The 22,777-nt window shown below is 46.6% G+C and carries 19 protein-coding genes; 12 read left to right on the plus strand and 7 right to left on the minus strand.

The window, feature by feature from the left end; translation table 11 throughout:
- The first annotated feature begins 25 nt into the window (after positions 1–25).
- Complete coding sequence (kdpC, locus tag G9U52_RS27965) at positions 26–634, plus strand: potassium-transporting ATPase subunit KdpC (protein WP_166153966.1); 609 nt, start codon at positions 26–28, stop codon at positions 632–634.
- Between the two features lie 115 nt (positions 635–749).
- Positions 750–3,086, plus strand: coding sequence for a histidine kinase (locus tag G9U52_RS27970; protein ID WP_166153967.1), 2,337 nt, complete (start codon positions 750–752; stop codon positions 3,084–3,086).
- Positions 3,087–3,396: 310 nt separating this feature from the next.
- Here the strand turns inward: G9U52_RS27970 and G9U52_RS27975 are convergent, their stop codons facing one another.
- Complete coding sequence (locus G9U52_RS27975; RefSeq protein WP_375790293.1) at positions 3,397–3,888, minus strand: PCYCGC motif-containing (lipo)protein; 492 nt, start codon at positions 3,886–3,888, stop codon at positions 3,397–3,399.
- 213 nt (positions 3,889–4,101) lie between these two features.
- Between G9U52_RS27975 and G9U52_RS27980 the strand changes: the two genes are divergently transcribed.
- Both G9U52_RS27980 and G9U52_RS27985 read left to right on the plus strand, forming a co-directional pair.
- On the plus strand, positions 4,102–4,248 hold the full coding sequence (locus G9U52_RS27980; RefSeq protein WP_207953255.1) for a hypothetical protein: 147 nt from the start codon (positions 4,102–4,104) through the stop codon (positions 4,246–4,248).
- Positions 4,235–6,553, plus strand: coding sequence for a heavy metal translocating P-type ATPase (locus G9U52_RS27985; RefSeq protein WP_166153969.1), 2,319 nt, complete (start codon positions 4,235–4,237; stop codon positions 6,551–6,553). Before G9U52_RS27980 ends, G9U52_RS27985 begins: the two co-directional genes overlap by 14 nt.
- A gap of 147 nt (positions 6,554–6,700) precedes the next feature.
- Here G9U52_RS27985 and G9U52_RS27990 read toward each other — a convergent pair whose 3' ends face one another.
- Positions 6,701–6,925: an alpha/beta-type small acid-soluble spore protein gene (locus G9U52_RS27990; protein WP_166153970.1), complete on the minus strand. Its 225-nt coding sequence runs from the start codon at positions 6,923–6,925 to the stop codon at positions 6,701–6,703.
- Positions 6,926–7,030: 105 nt separating this feature from the next.
- Here G9U52_RS27990 and G9U52_RS27995 point away from each other — a divergent pair, with 105 nt between their 5' ends.
- Entirely contained in the window at positions 7,031–7,888 is an 858-nt protein-coding gene (locus G9U52_RS27995) for an ATP-dependent DNA ligase (RefSeq protein ID WP_166153971.1), read from the plus strand.
- A 241-nt stretch (positions 7,889–8,129) separates the two neighbouring features.
- Positions 8,130–8,339, plus strand: a complete 210-nt coding sequence (locus G9U52_RS28000; RefSeq protein WP_166153972.1) for a hypothetical protein — start codon at positions 8,130–8,132, stop codon at positions 8,337–8,339.
- An 88-nt stretch (positions 8,340–8,427) separates the two neighbouring features.
- Here the strand turns inward: G9U52_RS28000 and G9U52_RS28005 are convergent, their stop codons facing one another.
- Genes G9U52_RS28005 through G9U52_RS28015 form a run of 3 tightly spaced genes read right to left on the minus strand, consistent with a single transcriptional unit; the run spans position 8,428 to position 10,558 of the window.
- On the minus strand, positions 8,428–8,922 hold the full coding sequence (locus tag G9U52_RS28005; protein ID WP_166153973.1) for a YhjD family protein: 495 nt from the start codon (positions 8,920–8,922) through the stop codon (positions 8,428–8,430).
- Positions 8,919–10,187, minus strand: coding sequence for a DNA polymerase IV (locus G9U52_RS28010; protein WP_166153974.1), 1,269 nt, complete (start codon positions 10,185–10,187; stop codon positions 8,919–8,921). Before G9U52_RS28010 ends, G9U52_RS28005 begins: the two co-directional genes overlap by 4 nt.
- Positions 10,184–10,558, minus strand: a complete 375-nt coding sequence (locus G9U52_RS28015) for a YhjD family protein (protein ID WP_166153975.1) — start codon at positions 10,556–10,558, stop codon at positions 10,184–10,186. The genes G9U52_RS28010 and G9U52_RS28015 overlap by 4 nt, the downstream gene beginning before the upstream one ends.
- Before the next feature lie 386 nt (positions 10,559–10,944).
- Here G9U52_RS28015 and G9U52_RS28020 point away from each other — a divergent pair, with 386 nt between their 5' ends.
- From G9U52_RS28020 to G9U52_RS28035, 4 genes are all read left to right on the plus strand, one after another.
- Positions 10,945–11,190 carry a VOC family protein gene (locus G9U52_RS28020; protein WP_166153976.1) on the plus strand — a complete coding sequence of 82 codons (246 nt, stop codon included), beginning with the start codon at positions 10,945–10,947 and terminating at the stop codon, positions 11,188–11,190.
- A 252-nt stretch (positions 11,191–11,442) separates the two neighbouring features.
- Positions 11,443–11,826: a VOC family protein gene (locus G9U52_RS28025; RefSeq protein ID WP_166153977.1), complete on the plus strand. Its 384-nt coding sequence runs from the start codon at positions 11,443–11,445 to the stop codon at positions 11,824–11,826.
- A 364-nt stretch (positions 11,827–12,190) separates the two neighbouring features.
- Positions 12,191–12,709: a DUF4275 family protein gene (locus G9U52_RS28030; protein ID WP_166153978.1), complete on the plus strand. Its 519-nt coding sequence runs from the start codon at positions 12,191–12,193 to the stop codon at positions 12,707–12,709.
- A gap of 141 nt (positions 12,710–12,850) precedes the next feature.
- Positions 12,851–13,630, plus strand: coding sequence for an HAD family hydrolase (locus G9U52_RS28035; RefSeq protein ID WP_166153979.1), 780 nt, complete (start codon positions 12,851–12,853; stop codon positions 13,628–13,630).
- 402 nt (positions 13,631–14,032) lie between these two features.
- Here G9U52_RS28035 and G9U52_RS28040 read toward each other — a convergent pair whose 3' ends face one another.
- Positions 14,033–20,311, minus strand: coding sequence for an S-layer homology domain-containing protein (locus tag G9U52_RS28040; protein ID WP_166153980.1), 6,279 nt, complete (start codon positions 20,309–20,311; stop codon positions 14,033–14,035).
- Between the two features lie 121 nt (positions 20,312–20,432).
- On the minus strand, positions 20,433–20,615 hold the full coding sequence (locus G9U52_RS28045) for a hypothetical protein (RefSeq protein ID WP_166153981.1): 183 nt from the start codon (positions 20,613–20,615) through the stop codon (positions 20,433–20,435).
- 424 nt (positions 20,616–21,039) lie between these two features.
- Between G9U52_RS28045 and G9U52_RS28050 the strand changes: the two genes are divergently transcribed.
- Both G9U52_RS28050 and G9U52_RS28055 read left to right on the plus strand, forming a co-directional pair.
- Positions 21,040–21,483 carry a transposase gene (locus G9U52_RS28050; RefSeq protein ID WP_166153982.1) on the plus strand — a complete coding sequence of 148 codons (444 nt, stop codon included), beginning with the start codon at positions 21,040–21,042 and terminating at the stop codon, positions 21,481–21,483.
- Between the two features lie 139 nt (positions 21,484–21,622).
- Positions 21,623–22,588 carry an aldo/keto reductase gene (locus G9U52_RS28055; protein ID WP_166154081.1) on the plus strand — a complete coding sequence of 322 codons (966 nt, stop codon included), beginning with the start codon at positions 21,623–21,625 and terminating at the stop codon, positions 22,586–22,588.
- The last annotated feature ends 189 nt before the right edge of the window (positions 22,589–22,777 follow it).

Consider the following 22,777-nt stretch of genomic DNA (forward strand, 5'->3'; position numbering starts at 1 on the left):
AATAGAGGGAAGAGTGTGAACCCAGATGAAACAATCCGAAAATGCTGTGCCTGAAACAGGCAGATTTTCTTTGGGAGTCGCTATTCGCGCCAGCCTTGTCTTTCTTGTCTTGTGCGGGATCGTCTACCCACTGGTATGCACAGGAATCGCCCAAGTCCTGATGCCAGCCCATGCTAACGGCAGCTTGATCCAGAACAGCAAGGGAGAAACCGTAGGCTCGGAGCTGATTGGCCAAAAGTTTGAAGACCCTAAATATTTTCAAGGCAGGGTGTCCAGCATTGATTATAAGGCGGAAGCCTCCGGGACGAATAACTACGCGCCTTCGAACCCGGATATGTTGGAGCGGACGCAGGAATCCATTGAGGCTTGGAAGGCTAACAACCCGGATGTTCCGGTGAGCCAGCTGCCAATCGACCTAATTACCAACTCCGGCTCTGGGCTGGATCCGCATATTACGCCGCAATCGGCGCAAGCCCAGGTTCCACGGATTAGCAAGCTGACGGGAGTTCCCGTAGCGCAATTGCAGCAGCTAGTGCAGCAAACAACCGAAGGGCGAGACCTGGGCCTGTTCGGTGAGCCGCGGGTCAATGTGCTACAATTGAACATAGCTTTGAATGCATTATTGAACAAATAGCCAGAAGAATCATTAAGGGAAAGCACTGAGGGCTTATGGCTACTCAGGCTTTTCCTTTTGTTGCATAGAATCGAGCTTATCACTTGGATACAAATCGAGCGTTATGGAGGGATATATGGAAACCTTTAAGCGAAAAACACCGGAAGAGATTTTATTATCAATCTCTAAGCTGCATATGGGCAGGTTAAAGGTTTATATTGGTGCGGTTAGCGGATCAGGTAAAACCTATCATATGCTGCGTGAAGGCCAGTATTTAAAGAAGCAGGGCATCGATGTGGTAATCTGTGCTGTCTCGACCATGCAGCGCCCAGAAACTGTCGAACAGATCGGGGATTTGGAGCGAGTTCCCAGCATTCGCTGGATGAAGGATAACATAGAGAAAAAAGACCTAAACCTAGAAGCCCTTATCAAACGCAATCCAGAGGTAGTATTGGTAGATGGTTTGGCACATCATAACCGTAAAGAAGCCCAATTTGCGACACGCATGGAGGATATCCGTTTTTTGCTTAGCCACGGCATTAGTGTCATTTCAACTGTAAACGTATACGAATTGGAAGGGGTCACGGAATTAGCCAAGAAATTAACAGGAATTGAAGTGAAAGAAACCGTACCTGCCGATACGCTGGAGAATGCGGATGAAGTGGTATTAATTGATGCAACGCCCGAAACCCTTTTAAATCGTGCGGCAGAGGGCCACCTGCGGTTGGGAAAGGGCAGCGCTTTTTTCAAGCGCGGCAATCTTGCCGTACTGCGGGAATTATCTTTGCGCTTGATGGCAGAAGATGTCAATGAGTCCCTCGATAAATACAGGGATGAATTAGGCCTGATTGGTCCCTCGGGAGCAACAGAACGTATTCTCGTTTCAGCGCAGTACCATTGGAACGGTTCGATTTATGTACGGAGAGGCCAGCAAATAGCCAAACGCCTGAACGGTGATTTGCGGGTCGTCACCTTTGTTAATGACAAAAAAGAACTTTCCAGAGATGAAGCGGCCTTCAGGCGATCAATTGTCAAACTGGTGAAAAAAGTAGGAGCAGAGTTCGAGGAGCTCCCGCTTTGTTCCCGCCGGGTCCTGCCCAAGATTCTTGTTAACTACGCTCTGGAACATAACGTCACCCGAATTGTGCTGGGGCATTCCAAGCAAACAAGGTGGATGGAGTTTTGGCAAGGATCTATTGTCCACGACATCTTAAAGCAGACAAGGAATATCGATATATTTGTGGTTGCCGACCGGGCGGAGCATGAGGGAGAGCGAATACTGCCTGCCAAGCTATCCAAACCTGAGGAAGAGGCTGAATGGTTCCGCCGCTTAAACGCCCAAGAGGTTGAGCGTAAAATTCAGCAAATCAAGCGCGGGCAATTTAAAGTATATATTGGCGCAGCGCCAGGCGTCGGCAAAACCTACACGATGCTGCGTGAAGGTAATGATATAGGCAAAAAGGGAATTAAAGTACTCATCGGGCTGCTGGAGACACATGGCCGAAAAGAAACAGCAGCACAGGTAGGGATATTGGAGTTGGTTCCACGTAAAGTTACAGACTACCGTGGAACACGCTTGGAAGAAATGGATACGGAAGAAATCATTCGGCGTAACCCGGATGTAGTGCTTGTCGATGAATTGGCGCATACCAATGTACCCGGAAGTAAAAACAAGAAAAGGTACGAAGATGTGCTCGATATTTTGGCAGCTGGCATTTCTGTGATTTCGACCGTCAATGTCCAACATCTGGAAAGCCTTAATGATGCCATAGAGCAAATTACAGGTGTCCGTGTTAGGGAAACGGTACCGGACCATATCCTAAGGTTGGCCGACGAGGTACAACTGATCGATGTGGCGCCACAATCGTTGCAGCAGCGGATGAGAGACGGAAAAATTTATGCCATGGAAAAGGTGGAGCAAGCGATTAACAACTTTTTTAAAACGGTTAATTTGATCGCTTTAAGGGAGTTGGCTTTACGTGAGATTGCTGACGATGTGGATGAACGTTTGGAATCCTGGGAAAGGAGCAGTTTTCTGCGCGGTCCCTGGCGAAGGAAAGAGGTTATTTATGTGTGTATTGATGCGGATCTCCATGCTGAGCGTTTGATTCGCAGGGGCTTTCGTATTGCCTACAGATTGAAGGCGGCTTGGTATGTTACGTATGTCCAACTAGGAATGGCCAGTGAAATACTGGAGCGAGTGGAGGCTTTAAAGAAGCTGACGATCCGTCTAGGCGGAACCTTCGAGATCATAAAGACCGATCAACGAAAACGTATACCCGAAGCTTTGGTAAACAAAGCGAATGTGTATAAAGCCACACAGATTATATTAGGACAGTCTAAGCTATCGATCTGGAAGGAGCTGTGGAAGGGCTCTATCGTGAAAAACCTTCTTCGCCGTTCAAGGCATATGGATGTGCTTGTTGTTGCGGATTATGACCGAATAAATGCAACGCAAGAGCCTTTTGGTTGAAGGTGCGCGCCCCAAAGGAGATTACCGATTAACCATTCTTCAAACTCATCATTAATACTATAGGTGCTCTGATTAGCTTGATCGTCAAGATTTTGTTTTTTTAACCAAGTTCTCTGCTTGCTTTATCGGAGAAATGTAAGGGTTACTACGGTTCCATATCTGTTCCCTTGCTATAGATAATTCAATAGATGGCGCATACTAGGATTGCCGTTCTTTAGCAATACGGTATTGCCATCTTTTTCAATGTAATACATATCAGGGAATCTATTGTTTTTTGTCCGTAAAAACAAATAAAACGCGGATCACTTTTTTATGAAGGCATTGGCGTATCTGTAGGCTTTGCGTATCCTTTATTATATTGAGTATCAATAATATTTCGGATCTCCTTTATCGCTTTCCCGTCTTTACTTAATTGGGCGGTAGTTAAAGCAATCTGCATACATACCCCACATCGTGTCCCGTGGTCATCCCACACAACACTTCCATCACTTTTCACTTCCTTGATAAAACAATTCTTATTGCTTTTATGGCCAACCTCATCCCCACATCCACAATAACAGGGGATCCACTGCAGTTTATCCATGCTTAGCCCAGCGATCTGATAAATCTGTTGCGTTTGCTCAGGCTGGTTTTTTAGAAACTTTGGCAGGGTGTTGATTGAACTCGTCGTTTCCTGCAGGTCTCCGCTATGGGCTCCTCCATGTGCAGCGTGGTCTTCGGTGCTTTGGCTGCCGCACGCAGCTAAAGTGACCATAACAAGTACTAACAAAAAAATCTGAAATATCTTAAAACTCACCATCATTCCTCCTGTTGTATCGAACCTGGCATTTTGGCATTTCTGTTCGAAAGATGTGTATTCGTTTGATTGACCATCATATGAATGAATGCTAATATGATAATATATTAAATACATATTAAAATCAACTAATCTAGGGAGTAACCATGATGGACCACCTTGATGTCATTAGGGGGTTTGCAGATAAAACAAGACTGCAGATTCTTCAGCGCCAAGCTAATGGACATGGATATTGGACGGAGCTTTGAACATATTATTTCTCCCTTTAAAGAAGAAGTCATCCTAGTAGATGAAGGCGTTATGATTGGTGGCACGTACAGAGGCATCCGTCTGCAGAAAGTGAGGAAGGCCCATGAAAGAGAATGAAAGGACTGCAAGCGGCAGCACGAATGTGCCTAAGGAGTTGCCTGTTTTTAAAAAAAGCTTGGATTTTACAGTTAGTTCTAGAGCAGTTCCCCAAATAGTTGATTCCTGCTGTAGCTCCGAACCACGAGACCAAGCACCTTGCTGCAACGATGATGGTTGCTCATCCACCCCATCTAAAGGTGCAGGGGATGGGGTAGATAGGCAGGTTACCGATGGCATCCGTAAAACTTACCATGTCCATGGGATGGACTGCAGCTCATGTGCGCTCACCATAGAAAACCATCTCAAGGCCCAACCTTTCGTGAGGTCAGTAAACGTCAATTTTTCCAGTGCTACAATGAAGATCGAGCATGATAACGATGCCTCCCACATCATCCGTGAAGTCAGTAAACTTGGTTATAAAGCATCCCTTATCTCTAAACGCCGCGGCCAGGCAGAAGCAGCGCCGCTGGGGCGAGCAACAAGCTTGCCCTACCTTTCCGGTGCTCTTCTGGCTTTTGGATATTTAGGGTCATTAGCAGGGGTATCCGCAGGGCTTACCACCCTTTTATATGCTGCTTCTATGGTAATCGTTGGCTACAAGCCTGCAAAGAGTGCATTTTATGCAGCCAAAAGTAAATCTTTGGATATGAACGTGCTCATGACTGTGGCTGCCCTTGGAGCGGTAAGTATTGGGGAGTGGTTGGAAGGGGCAACTGTGGTATGGCTATTCGCCATCGGAAATATGCTGCAAACGAGATCCATTGATAAAACAAGGAATACGATTCAGAGCTTGATGGACTTAGCCCCAACCGAGGCATGGTTGCAAACAGCAAACGGGCTTATCCTTACTCCGGTCGAGGACATTTCTGTGGGGGAACGGATTGTTGTTAAACCCGGGGAGAAAATCCCGTTGGATGGTGAAGTTAGTGAAGGGCTGTCTATGGTCAACCAAGCTCCGATTACCGGAGAGTCAGTTCCTGTAGACAAGGAGCCCGGCAGCACCGTATATGCGGGGTCATTGAACGAGAATGGGTCTCTTGAGATTCGAGTAACCAAACTGCCGGAAGACTCCGCCGTTGCCAGAATCATTCATATGGTGGAAGAGGCACAGGATAAAAAAGCTCCGACCCAGACATTTGTTGACCAATTCGCCCGTATTTATACACCGGTTGTCTTTATACTGGCTCTGGCGGTCATGGTTTTACCTCCTTTGTTCAGCATAGGTTCCTGGTCAGAATGGTTTTATAAGGGGCTTGAACTTTTAGTTGTTGCATGCCCCTGCGCACTGGTCATCTCCACTCCTGTAGCTATCATCTCAGCTATCGGGAATGCAGCCAGACAAGGGGTTTTGATCAAAGGAGGGTCATCCCTCGAGATTGCCGGCAAGATCAATGCCATTGCGTTTGATAAAACAGGAACACTCACGGAGGGAAAGCCCAAGGTTTCCTCTGTCATTGGATTCGGCGTGCCTGAAGAAGAGGTTATAGCTATCGGCAGAACCATCGAAGAATACTCCACGCATCCGATCGCCAGGGCAATCGTTCAATATGCATTGGACAAACAAATCAGCTCACGCACAGGTGGAGGTTACCAAGCCATAGCAGGTAAAGGGGCACAGGCTACCACGAACGGCAAGACGTACTTTGCCGGCAATGCCAAGTTGTTTCAGGGGATGCAGGTCTCTTTGGCCCCTATCGAGAAAGCTCTTTTGGAGTTGCAAAACAAGGGCAACACACTCGTTATTGTTGGCACCGCGGAAAGCCTCTTGGGCGTCATCGCTGTTGCGGATACGATTCGGCCGATATCCAGCCAAATGATAAAAAAATTAAAAGGGCTAGGAATCAGGCAATCGGTCATGCTTACCGGGGACAATGAGGGAACCGCAGCCAAAATTTCCGAGCAAGCTGGAGTAGACCGGTACTTCGCTGAGCTTCTTCCGGAGCATAAAGTCGAAGCCGTGCACAAGATGCAGCAAGAAGGCTACAAGATTGCCATGGTGGGTGATGGCATTAATGATGCGCCTGCCCTAGCAGCTGCTGATTTGGGGATAGCGATGGGAGGAGCCGGTACGGATACCGCAATGGAGACTGCTGATATCGTGTTAATGGCGGATAACTTAGAGCGCTTGCCTTATACGATACAACTTAGCAGAAAAGCGCTTGTGGTCATTAAGCAGAACATTTGGTTCTCTTTGACCGTAAAAGCCATTGCCTTGCTGCTGATCTTCCCTGGATGGCTTACACTTTGGATTGCCGTCCTCAGCGATACAGGAGCTGCGATTATTGTCATACTAAACAGCATGCGGCTTTTGCGTATGAAGTAAGAAAAGAAAACACTTCTTGGATTTCAATTTCAAAGAAGTGTTTTCTTTTATTTATGGCAGAATCCAGAGTGTTCACCAAACCCTAAGGAATAGTAAAGCCCTCATTCCTGTAAGGAATTGAGGGTTTTATAGTATAAAACTATATGACTACAAGCGATTTCCCGAAAGCTGCTGCTCGGCGATTTGAACCATCCTTCTTACCATATGCCCGCCTATTGCACCTGTATCACGTGTTGCCATGAATCCATAATATCCGTCTGCCGGTATCTCGATTCCTAGCTCTTGAGCCACTTCATATTTAAGTTGTTCCAAGGCCTGGGCAGCTTGTGGTATTACCAATTGATTGTTGCTCCTAGATTGTCCTCGCGCCATGTAGTGTACAGCCTCCTAAATTATAGTGTATGTATAGACTCCCCCATCATTTACCTGATTATTCACACCTCACATACATGGTAAAATCATAGCAGGGTGATGCTAATGTTTATCGCACCAATGCTTTTACATTCACGCGAAAAAGCTTTTTCTGATCAAGCTTATATATTCGAACCCCAGATTGACGGTCATCGGTTGATACTATCTAAAAGTGAAGAAGAGACTCGTTTATTCACAAGGCAGCATAATGAATGCACTAGCCAATATCCCGAGCTTTGGCAAGTTCCTATTGACGGTGATGTTGTGCTTGATGGTGAAGTTTGCTGTACAGATCCAGAAACAGGACAGCTCGATTTTGGGTTGGTAATGGAACGGTTCCAACTGAAGAAGAAAGATAAGATACAAGCATTTTTAAACCAGAGGCCTGTTAACTATGTGATTTGGGATATCCTATTCCACAAAGGTCGGGATTTAAGAGGTCTCCCATTGATGAAGCGCAGATCCATTTTAGAATCGGTTCTATTACCCAATAATTATTTCAGCCTAGTTCCCCAAATCGAAGAGCACGGAGAGGACTTATACCAATCCATTGTGGATAAATCTATGGAGGGCATTGTAGCGAAACGGAAGAGTAGCACTTATGTGTCGCGACGATCCCATGACTGGTTAAAAATCATTAATTATCAATACACAAATGTGTATTTGGCAGGGTACCGCAAGGATGAATTTGGCTGGTTAGCCCATGTAAAAGAAAACGGAAAAATGCGACCTGCAGGTATTATTGAATTAGGTGTAAGCCCTGCACAAAAAAAGGTTTTTCGTGGTATTTGTAAACAGCTTGTGAGTGGGGAAGACAAGAATTTTGTTTATTTGGATCCGCCTATACAGGCAAAAGTAAAATTTAGAAATTGGACTCGTCATGGATTGCTAAGAACGCCAAGTTTTGTGGATTTTGTTTTATAATAGATTGCAGTAGCAGTGATCGTAAATAGGTGATGAAAAAAGCTTCGGTGCGGTTTTCCGAAGCTTTTTTGCTGTTTCAAAATCCTTGCTCGCAAACGGAAAATTGTAGATATCCTAAAAATACCTGTTGAAAACCGAATATTTGTTCGGTAATATGGATACAATATAAGAACAAATGTTCGTTTTTATTGAGAGCTAGGCAAGACTAGAACCTTAATAATCGTTTAGAAGGGTGATGAAGATGGAGCAAAAACAGCTTAAACGCTATGTAGGTCAACAAGTGGAAATTGTTTATATGGATAAGCATGGTGCCATCACGCAACGATTTATAGAGATACGTTCTATGAAAAAGAACTTTGTATGTGCCTATTGCTTCACTAAACAAGGTCTGAGGGTGTTTAATATTGAGAATATTCTTGCGCTTTCTCTAGCTAAAAAGTGGTCGGTATGAAAGAGCGAGATTTATGAAACGTTTACGGACATTGTGGATATTTTACAAATCGAAGCCCGAGGGACACATCTCTCGGGCTTTTTTTTGCCTATTTACTTTTCATAGCCTCTTGAAGTATTACAATTAAGCTTTTGGCATAACTTCCGATCCTGCGACTGATCTCTTCTCGCATAAAATCTTTAGTTACGACAAACCGATCTTCATGCCCGCGGCAGATATATCGATAAATAAGCTCCGTATCATCTTTTGAATCTTCAAAAACACGAATATGTCTTTCAACCAAAATTTTTTTGGATTTTTGGACATCCTCGCGCATACACTTAGCTAATATTTTTGCAGCTGAGGAGTACAATAACTTCAGTGTTAGAGATGACATTTCAACCTCGATACTTTTCTTTTCAACAATCTTGAGGGCAAAAGGAAGGATGACGAAATCCCGCATCATCTGGAGATCCTTTTTCGTCGGAGGTTCAAGAGCCAGATGGGGTTGGTCGCTTTGATTCTGCATCGATTGTTCTTTATGCTGCGGAAGCATCATACGACTTGATTCCCACAATCCATTACCTTCGAGTTTTTTGCTCATTTATAGTGCCCTCCTATTTTTTGTGCCCTTTCGAGCGCCTGCCCCGAAGCAGTTAGCGAAGATGCCCTTACGATAGCCGCGCTTCCATAACGCTCCTTTATCATATCAGTGGCCTTATCTAAAGCCCTCGACTTCACTTGGTCTTCAAAGAGGGTCAGTTGATAGCCTTCATCATCTACCAAGCTGCTAAGCATGATGCCCACCCGGCGTACCGGCATTTTATCCCAGTAACGATAAAATAATATTTTGGATGCTTCATAAACGGTATTTGTGTTATTAGTTGGATCAGGCATCTTCATTTGCCTGGAGAAGCCCGTAGGCGCATCATAAGGGCTGCACATGCAGCTAACGGAGATAACCCAACCCATATACCCCTTGCGACGGCAATCCCTACAAACCTCTTCTGTGAGCTCGAGTAGTATCGTGTCTACCTGACTATTATCGGTGTAATCTCTAGGTAAGGTCGTCATATGGCCGACTGATTTAGGCGGTGTGTTAAAAGTGCCAGGTGTCACAGGAGAGTCATCCAAACCGTTCGCTGTTCTCCACATAACCTCTGCGTGGATATCGCTTTGTTTGCCAAAACGTGTTCGAAACCTCTCCTTTAACCGTGGTAACGAAGTCCTTGCAATATCCCCGATAGTAGACATGCCGAGTTTAGCAAAATGAGCTGTCATTCTAGATCCGACCCCAAACATCTTTTGTACAGGTTGCGGCCAGAGTAACTTCTCAATATCTGGTTGATTTAAAGTGAATATGCCGGTTTCGCTCTTCTTTGCCCATATGTCTGTTGCAATTTTGGAAAGCATTTTATTTGAACCGATACCGACCCGTATCTTTACCCCCGTTTGTTTGAGTACTTTTTGCTGCATGGATTGAGCAATAATTACGGGATCCCCAAAAATACGGAGGCTTCCGGAAACGTCAAGAAACTGTTCATCTATCGAGAATATTTCAACAAGATCGGTATATTCCTTATAGATTTGTGTAATCATGAGGGAAACATCAATATAATGTTGCATACGTGGGCGCATAACAATGAGCTCAGGGCACTTAATCAAGGCTTCTCCTAATCGTTCTGCTGTAGTGACTCCGAAGCTTTTTGCAATGGGGCAGGCGGCAAGTATAATCCCCGAACGGCGTGCTGGGTCACCCGCCACAGCAACCGGTTTGTTTTTACATCCAGGATGGTCAGCCTTCTCTACACTGGCGTAAAAACTTTCGCAGTCTGCCAAGAAAACAGTCCTTTCACTTTTCTTGATCATTTTAATCGCCTCCGTAAGTTCAAAAGCATGCTCATGAGTTCTGCCTTTACTAAGCTCCTTAACAATTTAAAATGATGGATATAGCCACGAACCTTGTACTCAACATCAACACCTTGCGAATTCGTGCTAGTATTTAAAATTTTAATATCCTGTTTCCTCATTTTGTTCTTGATTATTTGTAATTCTGGATAAATGGAACTCTCAACCTCTTGTAGATAGAAAATAATGTGGTTGTAAATAATTCTATCCTGGTTCACCTTTAGTTCATCAATATCTCTCGCCAACATATCCAGCAAAATAGGCAGCAAAGTGTACTCTTTAATTAAATGAATATCTTCTTCTGTCTCAATTCTGGGATTAACACTCATCATCACACCACCAAATACGAACGTATATTCTTATTTTATATTATATACCGAACATACGTTCTTTATGCAAGTGTAATTTATGGAAGTATACTTTCTGAAATGATGCAGGGTCAATTTATTTACTAATCGATTATAATTTTATGTAGAAGAGTGGATTTAGCAATAATAGTTCTCACTTTTTCTGCGAAAGTCTTTTCTGCACACGATGTCGTTAGAGCGCCGAAGCTATCTGCAATCAGCAGATCCGCAGGTATTAGTTTGAAAAGTGGCAATAAAATGCCCGCGGCATCACGTTGATGTCCTCATGTGCAAAAAAAGGCAGTGGATCAGCTATTAAGTAAGAGCTAAACGTTTACATGGGGAAGAACGATTTGAAGGAGGAATACAATGTGGCTGTCAACGTTAAAAATTACGCGGTCGTCCAATTGCCTGTTCGCGATCTGGAAGCTTCCGTAAGGTGGTATAAGGGTGGGCTTGGAATTCCGTTTCGTTCGAATACACCCCCGGCGTCAAGAGGACTGGCTCAACGTCGGGGGAGTCGGCCTCGGGCTCATTCGCTACACGGAGGTGCCGAAGTGGGCGAGATGGCGTACAAGCCGCAAGCTTTACCTTCCGCGACCCTGACGGACATCTAGGCAACCTTTGGGGCGGTTGGCCAAAGAAAGAAGGCTAGATCTTGCACGGCACGCCAAAGAAGGGGTGTTTCTCGTCATCGGAAGATGACCGGGGACACCCCTTCTTGCCGTTGCGATCGTCGTCAAAGTACAGAGCTGCATGGAAGCAGCTCCTTTTTGATTTCATTGAAAGTAACATAAACCTTTACAGGACAGACCACATGTGGGACATTTATTAAGTAATATATTCCTTTTTTGAGAGGATATTTAAACATGAGTGATTTGAACGTGCAAAGTCCTATAAAGAACCGAGTCGGTGGAGTGTTTATCCCAGTCCGAGACATTGAAAAAGCAAGGGATTGGTACTGCAGGATTTTGGGAGTATCGTCCGACGGTGACATCTTGTTTGGGCATTTGTATTTACTTCCTATGGATGGACCCGTTGTTATATTAGATCAAATGCCAATGTGGGGTGGCAATGTGCCAGAAGGGCCACCTACATATAAAACTCCTGCGTTTATGTTTCAAACAGACGATATTTATGCTTCATATCAATTTATGAAAAATAATGGAGTTGAACTTCTAACTGAGATACAGTCTGAGAAATGGTTCGTATTTAGAGATCCAGACGGTAATCTCCTGATGGTATGTAAGTAATGCGCTTTTAAGATGTCTGGTTAGCCATGCATAATGGTGTTGATCAACTGAAAGAAATGGAGAACGAGATAACATTTACAAACGACAACGATGGAGTTGCACAAGTATTACAAGAAATGAAAAGTAAGTTTATTGGGTTAACGGGCGCCGAAATCATAATTGACGAAAAATAATAACTAAAAACGTACAACATACATACAAGGAATTAGTAAAGGTAAAATAATTTGGGTAGTAAACTGGAAGAAGGCTGCCGATAGCAATGGATCTACAGTCTTTTCTCAACTAACGGTGCATGTAGTGTAACTATTTTTTCCCATTGTCGTTCTCATTATAGAGATTGATTTTAGAATAAAGAGGTGTTTTAATGAACGTCAATACGTATAGACAAGAAATTAATCAAATGATTGATAGTTTACCGGATGAAGAATTAGGGAACGTTTACGGGTCTATTGAATTTATCCACCGAAAATACCTATTTAAAAAAAATTTGCTTGATAAAGGTGTAGTTATTTTAGAATTATTTGAAGAAGCGCAAGAAATTATGGACTTATGGGATAGGGCATTTGCAAAGAACATGAGCAACGAGATCAAAGAAGCAATCCATTATAGTCAGTTTAAGTGGCATATTTTTAGTTATAAAAAGCAAAAATGCTTAGAAAAAGAAGAAGCAAGAAATGCATTTGATGCTCTGACTAAGAATGAATTATACGTTATGTATCAAAATTCTCCTGATGTTGTATTTGAATACAATAACGCTAATGATGTAGTTGCAGCCGATTTTGATTTTGAACAAGATATATATATATTTGACAAGAATTTTACATGGACGTACGTACATACCCATGAATCAATGTGTGGGCCATTCTTTTATAAAATTGTTTAGGGTACGTTTAAGCTGCACTCAAAACGAATCAATGGCAGCTGACGGATGATCCTAAGATAGCCTTTGCTTAGTTAAACTTGCAGTAGAACGAGGTGAATTCTAAATTTCGAACTTAAATCCGTACGAGGGAGGTGGAGTCACATGGAATACTTAGCTATTGTAATTGATTTGGACGGAACGTTTCTTAGCTCCGGTAAAAAGGTCTCTAGGCGTAATCTTGACGCGGTATTAAGATGTGCGGCTATCGGATTGAGGATAATCGTAGCAACCGCCAGACCTCCTCGATCGGTCCGTGTGTTGCTGCCGTCCGAACTTTTGGACGTATGCTCATTCGTCTACTATAATGGCGCGATGGTTGAACACATTGGAACAGGATTTGAGAGGCACATCTCCATCGAGAGACCGACTACGGCAGCGATACTAGACTATTGCTCCGCACGCATGCCGAATTGCAGTATTAGTCTGGAGGTTAGGGACCAATGGTTTGCTAATTACGGTCCTATTGACGAAGATGTCTTTCATACAAGGTTTTTCCAGCCACTGATCCGTTCGAATGACGAATTGAAGGTACTTGATGCTACAAAGTTGCTTATCACATACTTTGACAGTCCAGAGGAATTACACAGAACCTTCGGGGAGCAGGTTCATCTTGTGTTAACGGACCGGGGGACCCTAGTTCAGATCATGAATCGTACGGTTAGCAAGGCAAGTGGTGTGGCGTTACTGCTTCATCACTTTGAGATCCCTATATCCCAGGTTGTGGTGTTCGGAGATGATTACAACGACCTCGAGCTTTTTACGATGCCTGTGCACAAAGTTGCCATGCTGAATGCCATCGACGAGCTGAAACAGCTGGCGGACCAGATTACGGATTCCAACGACAACGATGGTGTAGCGAAAGTGTTGGAACGTATCTCATAATCGGACCAGACGATCAATCTGGTCTGGCTAGACATCCAATAAAGTGAATCATTTGAAGCATATCTTTTAAGAAGCTAGCGGAATGAAACAGTTATCCCAGCTGCTCATCTGCAAGCGTACAGGCCTTGGCTGGTACTTCGCCGGTTGCTTTTCAGAGTAGTAAGTACTGCAAAGCTCGAAGAAGAACATCTTGTGTTAAACCCTTTCGCAATGCCTTACGAGTTTGCTTGGTGTTCCAATATAAATATTCCATGTTGAGATAGAGGCTCTTGCTCTTGGCTACAGTAGACGCGCTCGCCAACCCCTGTTCGGGACTTTCACCCTAGAGATGACGTCCATGCTGCGGGGCGTACTTAAAAAGGTGTCGGGGTGAAATACCCCAACACCTTTTTTGTTTTGTTTCTATTTCAACGAATCAATCAAAGAAGCAATTTCAGGGTTCAATTTTAAGGAGCGAAGCAATACGGTCAATGCTTCGGCACGAGTCGAGTTTTTGTCTGGAGCAAAGGAACCTTCACCCGCGCCGTTAATAATGCCGGCCTTAGCTGCCGCTTCGATCTGGTCTTTATTCCACGAATCGCCGATATCGGTAAACGCAGCGCTGCTTGTTCCTTGAACTGTAGTCAGGTTAATGATTCTGGCGATCATGGCGATCATTTCTGCACGGGTGATGTTAGCTTCAGGGTAGAATGTGCCATCTTCATATCCGTTGATGATACCATTTGATGCAAGTGCCAAGATCGCTTCTTTAGCCCAACTTTCGTTGATATCACTAAACTGAGTAGCCTTCAATTCTCCAGTACCGATATTGAAGGTTTTGACAACGATAGCAGCAAACTCGCCACGAGTAATAGGAGTATCCGGCTTAAATGTACCATTCTCGTAACCATTAACGACCCCAAGCTTCGAGAACACATGTATACTTTCGGCTGACCAATGATCGGATACATCTTCAAACGTTACAGATTCATTAGAAGATCTTATTTTTTCTTCCAAAACCTTCTTCAATAAGGAAACTGACTCGGGTTTGCTCAGATCGAATACCGGTTGGCCCGGGGTAGTCGTTACTACCACTGATGCCGGTGTTTCTGGTGCAGATGGCGATGCTGGCGTTGCCGGTTCTGCCGGCGTTTGAGGTGCAGATGGTGTTTCTGGTGCAGATGGTGATGCCGGCGTTGCGGCATTGCTTCTCGGTCGGTAGAGCTCTGTTATTACCGTCACGCTCGGCCCACTGGTAGACCAGTTGCCTGCCGCATCCCCTGCCTGTATTGCGAAGGTATAGGTAGTTCCTGCTGTGAGACCTGTTACATTATAGCTGTTTACCGCGCTCGTCGCTGTTGTAAGTGGTGTTGAGCCCTGGTGTACATTGTAGCCTGTAACACCTACATTGTCTGTTGCTGCAGTCCATGTAAGCGTTGTACCTGTTTGTGTCGTATTACTTGCGGCAAAAGTACTTCCGGTAGACCAAACCGGTGCTGTCGTATCAGTTGAAGCAAGAGTGGTAACATTAACCGTTCTAGCTTCTGACAAATTATTTCCATCATCTACAGCCTTTACACTGAAGGTATAGGATGTACCTGCGGTGAGCTCTGTTACTGCATATGAATATACGTTTGATGTTACTGTCTGCAAAAGGGATGAACCATTATATATTTTGTAGCCTGTAACTCCTACACTATCTGTTGCTGCAGTCCATGTGAGTGTTGTACCAGTGTGGGTAGTGTTACTTGCAGTGAGCGTACTTCCAACAGGCCAAACCGGTGCTGTCGTATCAGCTGAAGCAAGTTCGGAGGCGTCTACTCGCACGTTGTGCAGCATGACGGTGTTATTGGTACTCGTGTTGCCGTATTCGTAAGAGGAGTTGCCAGAGTTGTTAATGCGGATGCCGAAGCCGCCGAGAATGTTGTTATCCAAAGCGCCGGTTTCATCCGTCCACGAGATGTCAACCGAATTAGGCAGATTTTGTTCGGTTTGCAGCGGCGTCTTCTCGGACAGCGTCGAGGCCTGTACGCGAAGGGTGCTGCCCGTTACGGAAACGGTAATGGTGCTCTTTGGCATAAACGCGACTGTCTTAAGAGGCTCGCTCAACGGCGTCTGATCGGTGCCGTCATATTTATACAGCGTCCATATCGTAGCGTTAGAGCCGCCGGCAGCGGTACGTTCTACGCGCAGGCCGTATCCCTTGCGGGTCGCCGGATCGTATTTAACATAGATATCCATGAATTGGCCGTTGCCGCCGAAGCCCTGGCCCTCTACCTTACTTGTGGAGTAGTTCAGTATCAGCGACATGTCGCCGTAGCTGCCGGGTTGACCGAACACGAATCTAGTGTTCGTACCGTTGGAATTGCTCTGAAGGCCCCAAATCTTATCCGTGCCGTTGCTTCCGATACCCCATCCCCACGGCACTCCTGTACCGCTCACGCGGTCAAAGAACCATCTGCCCTTCGTGGGGGTATTGTCTTCATGGGTAAAATACAAATTCTTAAAGTCGGTATACAACGACGTTTCCGTTACGTCGGCCGCCGTGACCGCACGCTGGGTGTATACCGTGACGGGGGCGCCAGCGGAGCTGAACTCATACTTCGGTGTGATAACGGCGCGTAGGTAGTAACCTACGTCGTACTTATTAAGAGCGTAGTTTTTATACGGATCGTCTACGAAGAATTCGTTAGCGTCGTTGCGCATCGTGCCGATATGAATGCCGTTCGTAGTATCGGAACCCGTCTCGCGGTACCATTCGATGACGGAGGTATCCTTGTATCCGAGCTGGTCCAGCGTGTATCTGAGCGTCGCAAGGCTCTCGCTGATATCGATCGCGGGCTCCTTAACTACGGGCGCGGGGACGGCCGTCGGGCGTATGTCCAGCGTCGCGCCGGCTGAGATACCGCTCGGAAGCGTGCCCGTCACAATCGTCTTAACGATAGCGCCGGTATTGTTGGGCTTGGCGGTCAGCGTAATTACGCCGGTCGCCGCGTCGACTGTGCCGTTCAAAAGACTCGTATCGTACGACCAAACGGTGTTTTTTACGTCGACGGAATCCGCCGGACTCGGGGCGGGAGTCAAAACGGCCCTGTTGGTGTTGTCTGCTTTGTCGGAATACATGATTTTACCCGTTGCGCCGACTAAGAATCGGTATGGCAGGTTGGCGTAAGATGCCCACTCAGCGTTGTATTGGCCTTTAGGGTCCCAACCGTCTTTACCCTTTAAGAGGTTATACACGTTGTATTCCTCGCCGACCTTAAAGGCCCCAAGGGTGTTTCCAGTAAGCGTGACGGAGGTTTGCGGCTGGGACGGGCTGATTAAGAGCGGCGTTTTTCCATCGCCGATTGTGTTGTTCGATACAAAGTGGCGGGCGTCCTCGCGCACCACGTTTTCCCACTCGACAGATTCGATCCGGCCGGTGAACTCGGTATCGATGATGGCGAAGATACCGTTCGCGTTAGGGCCGATTGCGTTGGACTGCTTAGCAAGGTAAAGATCCGTACTAGTCATTTGCGGCATGCCGATGATTTTGCTGCCCAGCAGGACGTTGATGCCGCCGTTACCGGCGCCGCTGACGGACGGGTGGTTGCCGAAGAAGTGAAAGGTACTGTTCTCGTACACATTGACACCGCCGGCGAAAATGGAGTCGTCGGTTAATTGGAAAAAGCTGTCTAAGAAATACGCGCGGGTGGGCGCAAGGCCAAGCATCATGTTCAAATAGCCGACGAACCGCGTGTTTTTAAAGTACAGCTTGTCGGGCGCGCCCGTGCCGTTGGCTCTCGTTAAAACCTCGGCGTGGTTTTTGGAGTCTATGCGCTTATTCATATTTTGTGACGGATCGCGCGGATAAACCAAATCCTCCTGCGCGTAGTTTGCGATTGTGACGTTCTCGCCGTGGAAGCCCGAGGAGATGCCAAGCGAATACCAGCTGCCGGTCGCGCCTAAGCCGGTCGCGCCCCCTTCGCCGCGGTTTCCGCTGATGATCGCGTCTGTAGCATCCTCGGTAAGGCCGATGAAAGAGATGTTTTCGCCCAAAATGCTGAGGCCGATATTCGGACCTGCAATCACGCCGCCTTCCTTATACGTCAAATCCGTCCAGTACACGCCGGGGGCAACGTACACCGTCGTACCCGCGGGCAGCGTCAGCTCACGTTGGTTTGCGGACAGCGTTCCCAAGGTCTGCAGCGTCGCCGCGACGTAAGGGCCTTCAAGCTCTTCAGCCGAGGCGTAGGCGTTCAGCAGGCGATGCGTCTCGTCTACCTGGACCCACTTTGCGTGCAGCACCACGGAACCGGCTACCTTTTCGTTCAAAAAGTCCCACATATGGACTCTGGTGGTTTTATCCGTGTACCAGCCCACAAATACCCAACCGTCCTTTTTAGGACGCGCAGGAACCGTGATTGCGTCTCCGACATGCACGCGTTGCGGATCGACTGCGCTACCGCCGTTGGTGTCAAACATTACCAACAGATCATCGCCGTTTATCGCGTAGATATCAGACCAATCACTTTCTCCGAAGGAATTGACCGCCTTTATCCTAAAGGCATATGTTGCTTCCCTGCTGTCGGCCTGTGCCAAAATGGCTTTCCAGTTGGCGAATTGGTCTATCTTTTGGCTGATAAAGGTGTTTGGCCTGGAACTCGCTTGAACGGTTCCAATTGTTTCCCAATTGTTACTTCCCTTATCCCACTGAATTTCATAGTGGTCTGTCGAAACATCTTTGGAAACCCAATCGATTGTAAAGGTATCTTTGTAGACAACAATCTTGCCGGGAGCAGGTATAAATGACGTAGGCTCACCGAAAGCAGAACGCACTTCGTCGTTGATTTTAACGCTTGAAATTGCAGGAGCCGCGGGAGCCGAATCGGGAGCCAATGCAGGCATTGCGCCGGTATAGGTCTCAATCTCGTTTCTCAAAGCTTCGACTTGTTCCGGGGTTTCTGTTGGCCATACGCCACTACGGTTTGGCCTGAATGACCAATCCAATTGCGCGGGGGGGGTTGTGGACATATTCGGATTCGTAGTGGTTGAACCCGCAGCAACCACAACGCCAATGTCCAGCTTCGGGTCAAAGTACTTCCGAGAAGCCTCGTCAAGAACATTTGGCTGAAGGCTTAGAGCAGCATCCCTGAGGTGTTGAAGATCTGTCTCTGTAAGACCGGTCATATAATCTGAGGAGCGTCTAAAACCATCTACACTATTAGGGAAGTCGCCTTCAGTTACATCCTCTCTTGTGATGATAAAGCCGGGAGCGTCTCCAAAGAAATGGTTAGATCCACTTCCAGTAGTAGAATCAATGGGATCATTACCCCTTGCATGACCCTGGCGGCTTCTAAGGAATGGGAAGTTGACGTTGTCAAAGATATTGCCTTCCGCCCATATGGTGGCATTGTGGGCCGCGCCAATACCATAACCCGTATTTCTATCTAAGAGAGTATCATGATACGGATGCCCCTGAATATCTTCAAACAGGTTATTAAACGCGTGAACCCTGGCGTTGCGCACACGGGGGGTCCTTTCCTCCGAGCCCAAGAACCAGTTGTGGTGTAAGGTGCCATAGTGAGCGCTTATTGAAGTGGTGCCGCCGCCAATCAGCAAGACCTTGCTGCTTCCGGCATATTTATTGTAAGAAACCGTGTAGTTTCTTGCGTGGTTCGATACGTCTGTCGCGCCGTCACCCTTTGCCTGGTCAGGGTCTTGGTTTAGAGCGAGATGCTTATTCTGCCCGTATCCAAATGTACAGTTATGTACCCATACATTGGAAGCCCTTATGGTCGTATTGACGCCATTAATCTTTATGGCGTCGTCATACCACTGGTCGAACCTGAGATTACGGAATTCCACGTTGTGGGCTCCGCTGGTGCTTATGCCCCAGCCAAAGATCGTCGTGTCGGGGCCAATACCTTCGATGGTTACATTGCCGTTGCCCTGGCCGACCTGAATCATACGGTTGCTGTTTAACCACGTAGGTCCTACCGTGCCGGAGTTGGCAACGGTTGAGTTGACCGTTTCAAAAGAGCCGACAGTACCTAAGAAGCGAATGACAAGAGGTGTTCTCGCATTTGCAGTAGATCCTCTGCCTGCTGAAAATACATTCGACGGAAGGGTTTCCCTCATATTTTCATGGGTTACATAGATTATTATAGCATTGGGATCCACTCTGCCATCCGGCAAATATCCGCCTATGGCCCCATTGGGAGCAAAAGTGTGGCTTCCTTCGAAAGTATTTGCGTTGGAAGGCACAAACGCTGCGCCATTACGCGGGAAAGACCAAGTTTTAAGATCGGTGAATGTGTGAAGAACCGTCGTGCCGTCAGCCCCCCTGACTTGGATTTCGTATTCTCCTTTGGGAAGGCCGGGAATATCCACACGCCAGGTGTTGCGGGCAGGATCCACCTTGCGGACAAGCTGGGCGTCCACTTCTTTCCAGTCCACAAGCCAGCCTGCGATTGGGCTGTTATCTCTCCAGTCGTTAGCGCCCAAAGTCCGGACGTAAGCCCGGTATCCGCCGACGGATTTACCTGTCCAAGTGGCATAAGCAGTTTCAAACCAAGTGCCTGCGCGCGTAGTACTTGTGGGCATAGTACCTGTGGGTGCAGCTACATCGTCACCTGTGGCGGCAAACCCGATTGTCGGGAACATACTGAGCACAAGAAGCACGCTGATCAGAATGTTGACTACTCTCTTTACTACAATCATAGATACACCCCTTATACTTTTATATTTGAAGGCTGCCCTTCACACAACCTCAATAATAAATACTTCCCCCTTCCGTATGGCACCGTGGCTGCGGGCGGATTGGCGGCACCAGAATAAAAAATTAGCGAGGTAGTGTTTCATCTGGCAGTGCACCAGCTGCGGCTGCCTGTTGGTAGGTAAACACGTTCGGGAAAAAAGCAGCAAGCATTGTGAACACCTGAAAGGTACTTGCACGTTTCTTCAATGAAAGCTTGTTCGTGTAAAGCATCCATGCAATCGATTTTTCAATTTTGTCAATAACCAATAACGAGCAAGTGCATCCCCCTTCTTAGCAATAATGAAAACACTTACATAGATAAATATATGGGGCTAGGTCGTTACAAACAATATGCATATTTTAACCAGATACATGTTTTAATGTTTAATCTTCATATTTCCAATTACATAACCCAGCTAAAATAGATTCAAAATCTTTCGCCAACTCTATAGTTTTCCAGCCATTACTTTCAATATGTATTATAGGCGGTTCTTCTTTCTGTAAGCGTCAAACCCAGCACACCTTCAAATCCAGTTTCGGTCATGAGAAGATACAGTTATGTTATCGTCAGGCATTAAAAAGTTGTGTTGGCTAAAAAGTTTCGACCGTGGTTACCTCGATTATGCTAGGTTCGACGACTACTGTGACCGCGGCATTTTCTTTGTCACTTGAATGAACGAAGATAAACGCAGTGATTCGCCCAATTGAATCCTTCGCGCTACCCGCAGATAACGGTGTACTCACGGACAAAATAGTCGTCCTCGGAACGCCAAAGAAGCGGATAGAGAACGTATTGCGCCTGATCTACAGCGTAGACTACGAAGGGAATCCCGTGGCTACTCTAACGAATCGATTCGACCTGGATGCGGATGAAATCGGGCAAATTTACCGCGAACGATGGGCGATAGAGACTTTTTTTAAGTGGATGAAGAAGCATGTTAGGATCAGGAACTTTTACGGAACGAGCGAACGGGCGGTAATGAACCAAGTATGGATGGCATCAATTCGTTGGCGTTTATGGCGGATCATTCCGATCTTCATTTGTGCATCTATTCCCCAGCAGCGGGCTGCGTCATACAGGAACTGTGAACTGCCGCCCTGCTGCGTTGTCCTTCCTCTTTGCTCTGAGCGTTAATAAGCTGCGATCCTGGTAATCCTGTTACTAGTATAAGCGTACTGTGGCTGCTCTCGGAACCGCGGTCTATAATAAGAAAATGCTTTAGCGAGCCATATTCGAACTTGCGGAAAAGAGGGACACTAGGATGGGAAATGAGATAACACAACGAAAATTGGGAAGGCTCGGGCTTGAAGTGTCAGCCCTTGGTCTTGGCACGATGATGATGCCGGACAACGAAGAGTCGATACACACCATTCATGGCGCGCTTGATCTTGGCGTCACACTGTTCGATACGGCGGATATTTATGGCGGTGGATTTATGGAAGGAAAGTTCGGCGGTAACGAGCGGATGGTCGGTCGCGCCTTGAAAGGACGCCGGGACAAAGCTGTGATTGCGACCAAATTCGGTATCGTTTCGCCGGACTTGAAATCGCACGGACACCCGGCTTATGTCAAAAAATCAGTCGATGCCAGCCTTTTTCAGCTTGGTATCGATTATATCGACCTGTATTATCAGCATCGCATCGATCCGAATACGCCGATCGAGGAGACGGTAGGTGCCATGGCGGAGCTTGTCCAGGAAGGCAAGGTTCGCTATATCGGCCTGTCGGAAGCTACAGCCGATCAGATTCGTAGTGCGCATGCAGTTCATCCGCTCACTGCGGTGGAAACCGAATATTCACTGTGGAGCCGCGAAGTGGAAAACGAGGTGCTGCCGGTGCTGCATGAACTCGGCATCGGCTTTGTGCCGTACAGTCCGCTCGGACGCGGTTTCCTGACCGGGCAAATCCGAACCTTCGACGATCTGCCCGAAAACGACTATCGCCGCTATTTTCCCCGCTTCCAGGGCGAAAACTTCACCAAAAATCTTGAGGTCGTAGCCCTGATCGAGCAGTTTGCCGCCCGCAAACGTTGCACACCGTCCCAACTGGCTCTCGCCTGGCTGCTCGCACAGGGCGAGCAGATTGTTCCGATTCCCGGTACGAAGCGGCTGGACCGAGTGCGGGAAAATATCCGCTCGCTGTATGTGACGCTCTCCGCAGAGGAGCTGGCGGAGATCGAACGTATTTCGCCGAAAGGGATCGCAGCGGGAGGACGTTACCCGACCTTTTTACAAGCTTGACCCCATCAGATGAATGATCAAGCGAACTCTTCTATTTAAGATGCCGCTCCGCTCCGGCAAGTGTCAAATAGCCCCCACCTTGTTTATCAAGTTGGGGGCTATCATAATGTAAATAGCACAATCGGTGAATACGAACAATTTTGCAAGTGGACAAATACTTTAGGGTGAAGGAATGGAGTTTCCCGATGA

It is taken from the genome of Paenibacillus agricola (genome assembly GCF_011440305.1).
GTDB classification, from domain to species: domain Bacteria; phylum Bacillota; class Bacilli; order Paenibacillales; family NBRC-103111; genus Paenibacillus_S; species Paenibacillus_S agricola.

Coding starts and splice junctions, on each gene's coding strand:
- kdpC (WP_166153966.1), top strand. CDS start 26: ATGAAACAATCCGAAAATGCTGTGCCTGAAACAGGCAGATTTTCTTTG.
- G9U52_RS27970 (WP_166153967.1), top strand. CDS start 750: ATGGAAACCTTTAAGCGAAAAACACCGGAAGAGATTTTATTATCAATC.
- G9U52_RS27975 (WP_375790293.1), bottom strand. CDS start 3,888: ATGATGGTGAGTTTTAAGATATTTCAGATTTTTTTGTTAGTACTTGTT.
- G9U52_RS27980 (WP_207953255.1), top strand. CDS start 4,102: ATGGACATGGATATTGGACGGAGCTTTGAACATATTATTTCTCCCTTT.
- G9U52_RS27985 (WP_166153969.1), top strand. CDS start 4,235: ATGAAAGAGAATGAAAGGACTGCAAGCGGCAGCACGAATGTGCCTAAG.
- G9U52_RS27990 (WP_166153970.1), bottom strand. CDS start 6,925: ATGGCGCGAGGACAATCTAGGAGCAACAATCAATTGGTAATACCACAA.
- G9U52_RS27995 (WP_166153971.1), top strand. CDS start 7,031: ATGTTTATCGCACCAATGCTTTTACATTCACGCGAAAAAGCTTTTTCT.
- G9U52_RS28000 (WP_166153972.1), top strand. CDS start 8,130: ATGGAGCAAAAACAGCTTAAACGCTATGTAGGTCAACAAGTGGAAATT.
- G9U52_RS28005 (WP_166153973.1), bottom strand. CDS start 8,922: ATGAGCAAAAAACTCGAAGGTAATGGATTGTGGGAATCAAGTCGTATG.
- G9U52_RS28010 (WP_166153974.1), bottom strand. CDS start 10,187: ATGATCAAGAAAAGTGAAAGGACTGTTTTCTTGGCAGACTGCGAAAGT.
- G9U52_RS28015 (WP_166153975.1), bottom strand. CDS start 10,558: ATGATGAGTGTTAATCCCAGAATTGAGACAGAAGAAGATATTCATTTA.
- G9U52_RS28025 (WP_166153977.1), top strand. CDS start 11,443: ATGAGTGATTTGAACGTGCAAAGTCCTATAAAGAACCGAGTCGGTGGA.
- G9U52_RS28030 (WP_166153978.1), top strand. CDS start 12,191: ATGAACGTCAATACGTATAGACAAGAAATTAATCAAATGATTGATAGT.
- G9U52_RS28035 (WP_166153979.1), top strand. CDS start 12,851: ATGGAATACTTAGCTATTGTAATTGATTTGGACGGAACGTTTCTTAGC.
- G9U52_RS28040 (WP_166153980.1), bottom strand. CDS start 20,311: ATGATTGTAGTAAAGAGAGTAGTCAACATTCTGATCAGCGTGCTTCTT.